The organism is Streptomyces cahuitamycinicus (assembly GCF_002891435.1).
GTDB lineage: Bacteria > Actinomycetota > Actinomycetes > Streptomycetales > Streptomycetaceae > Streptomyces > Streptomyces cahuitamycinicus.
Window position 1 is genome coordinate 1 of sequence record NZ_POUC01000706.1, and the last position, 2,588, is coordinate 2,588.

Consider the following 2,588-nt stretch of genomic DNA (forward strand, 5'->3'; position numbering starts at 1 on the left):
GCTGCCGCCACCGCTGCCGCCCCGGCGGCGCAGAGCGCCTCGGACCCGAGCCTCCTGGGCTTCCTGCTGGCGGTTCTGTGACGCTGGGCTGATCCCAATGCAGTCGGCTGGTGATCGTTCGAGTCCAGTTCGGCGGTCATTCGATTCTCTCGGGATCGTGGCTCGAACTGCAAGCGCTTCTCCCTGACTGGCGGATGGGGTTACATCCTCATCCGCCGAGGAAGAGGAGATCCGCTCGAACGGTGGCAAGCTAAGACGAATGCGCGGCCTCGAGCCGCGCATTTCGTTTGCCGTCGCCCTCGAGAGGTTCCAGGGCAATTTGATGTGTCCTTAGAGGCCGGCCGCCTGTGGCGGTTGGCCCATTGGTTTATTCGTGTGCTTCACCGTTATAGCGCAGTCGTTTCCGTTGGTCGGCCTGAGTGCTCGATCATCGACATCACCTGCAGCACAGAGCCATATGAGTGAAGTTCCGGACTCAGGGGCCTTTCAAGTTGTGCGGTCTCCAGTGTCGCGGCAGTATCTGTTTCGTTCTTCCAACGGGGAAGAAAAGGAACGGAGACAACAATGCGTATGACCATGAAGCGCGGAGCTGCGTCGACCCTCGCTGCGGTGGCCCTCCTCGCGGGTTCCGCCTCCGCTGCCAGCGCCGCCTGCGACAACGACGACAACGGCAGCAACGACTCCATTGTCATCGTCAACGAGAACGAGAACAACAACACCAACACCAACACCAACACCAACACCGCTACGGCCACGGCCACGGTGGTGATTGCGGACCTCCCCGACGCGGCTGTCTGAACGGCCTGAGTCCACTAGGGCCAGGTATTGATCGTTCGAATACCATTCGGCGGTCAGGGGCCTCATCTCGATTCCCCGGTATGGAGGCCCGACCTGAAAGCGTCTCTCCCTGACGGGCTGATGAGGTGAGCGTCCTCATTGACGGAGGGAGGGGCGCTTTCGTTCCATGGCGTCGATCACATGAAGCGCCGGAGGGTACCAGCCTTCCATGGCCGTCTTTTCACTCGGCCGGGGGAGTCCATGAGCCGCATGCCAGGCACGTTTGTGTCATCTGATTAACGCACACTCGCATCAGCTTCCCAATAGGAGCCGTACGGACGAAGTCTGGAGACGGCTGGCCCATAAGAGTGTCACCCGCTTGATGCAGCTTTCCTGCGGATGCACTATCGGTTCGGCCCTTCAGTTGAAGGGGGTTGCGAAACGCATATTTGAGGCGGTGTGAGTGGTATGATCATCTTGCCGCGATGCCCGGATACAAGGAAAGCGTCATTCCGTACCAAATCCGAGGCGAGGCTCTGGCTGGTCAAGCAGTCATTGTTGGAGAAAACCCCTGACCGCATCTACCGGTGCTCGGGTTGTCGGTACTGGCACTTCACCGCATCCCATCACTGGACCAGCCAGAAAATCAGGCGGAGGAGAAACTACGGGAGGAGGGAAGTCACCCCGAGCCCCCGCCGCAAGAAGAGTGGGAAACGCTGACGAATTCCGCGCGCCGTGGCGTACAGCTCGGCGGGCTGGATCTCGATCAGTCACTCCCTAGTCGATCTCTCGGTGCACCTGTACCGGATTCCCCGCAGCACCTGCCAGTCCGCCAGCGTTGAGGTTCGTCGACGCGTCGGCTGAATGGGCTGCGGCACGGGCCTACCCTGACGCTTTCCTCTTCTGGCCAGGGTCGGCTGTTCCCCTTTCCTCTTTCCTTGAGCAGGAAGACGACGATGCGAAAGAAACTGAGCAAGGGGCTGGTTGTGGCTGCGGCCGCGACGAGCATTCTGCCCCTGTACGGCATTCCGGCGTTGGCGGACTCGCATGGCGAGGCTCTCACAAACGCCTGCGGCAGCTCCTCTGGTGAGACAGCCGTGAACGGGCCCTCCTCCGGGAACGGCTGCACCAGCGGCACCAGTGCGCAGGGGTCGAACGGCGCCCCCGACACCGCTCGCATCGACGGCTTGGACGAGCAGAAGGGCCGCGCCGACATGGCGGTCGAGCGCGCTCTGGCCACGGTGAAGGACAAGCAGTCGGCTGCCGCATCCCTTGGCGACGACAGCGATGACACGGACGGCAGCAGCCGCGTCGCCGCCGTGAACGGGGACGAGAACGGCAGTGAGGGGTCGGAGGAGCCGGACGGTTCCGGTGCGACGCAGTCCGCGCAGTCTCCCAGCACGCTGCCGGCGGAGGTGAAGCCGTTGGCGTCGTCCCAGGACAGCGACTACGGCGACGACGAGAGTGGCGACGGCGAGAGTGGCGAGGACGAGAGCGTCGCCGCCGTGAGCGGGGACGAGAACGGCAGTGAGGGCGAGGGCTCTTACGGCAGTGAGGAGTCGGAGGAGCCGGACGGCCCCGGTGCCACGCAATCTCCCAGCACGCTGCCGGCGGATGTGAAGCCCTCGGCGTCCCAGGACAGCGGCTACGGGGACGACGAGAGTGGCGACGGCGAGAGTGGCGAGGACGAGAACGGCAGTGAGGGCGAGGGCTCTTACGGCAGTGAGGAGTCGGAGGAGCCGGACGGCCCCGGTGCCACGCAATCTCCCAGCACGCTGCCGGCGGATGTGAAGCCCTCGGCGTCCCAGGAC

1 protein-coding gene and 1 pseudogene are annotated in these 2,588 nt (G+C 63.6%); both read left to right on the forward strand.

The features are described from left to right. The first annotated feature begins 570 nt into the window (after window positions 1-570). The gene (locus tag C1J00_RS41870; protein WP_102914043.1) at window positions 571-798 is read left to right on the forward strand and encodes a hypothetical protein; all 228 of its coding nucleotides are present in this window, start codon (window positions 571-573) and stop codon (window positions 796-798) included. Between the two features lie 1,076 nt (window positions 799-1,874). Continuing rightward, window positions 1,875-2,588 (forward strand): annotated as a pseudogene (locus C1J00_RS41875) (hypothetical protein); the annotation flags it as partial.

Bases quoted from the DNA above. Each gene is read 5' to 3' on its own strand.
- C1J00_RS41870 (WP_102914043.1), top strand. From the start codon at position 571: ATGACCATGAAGCGCGGAGCTGCGTCGACCCTCGCTGCGGTGGCCCTC.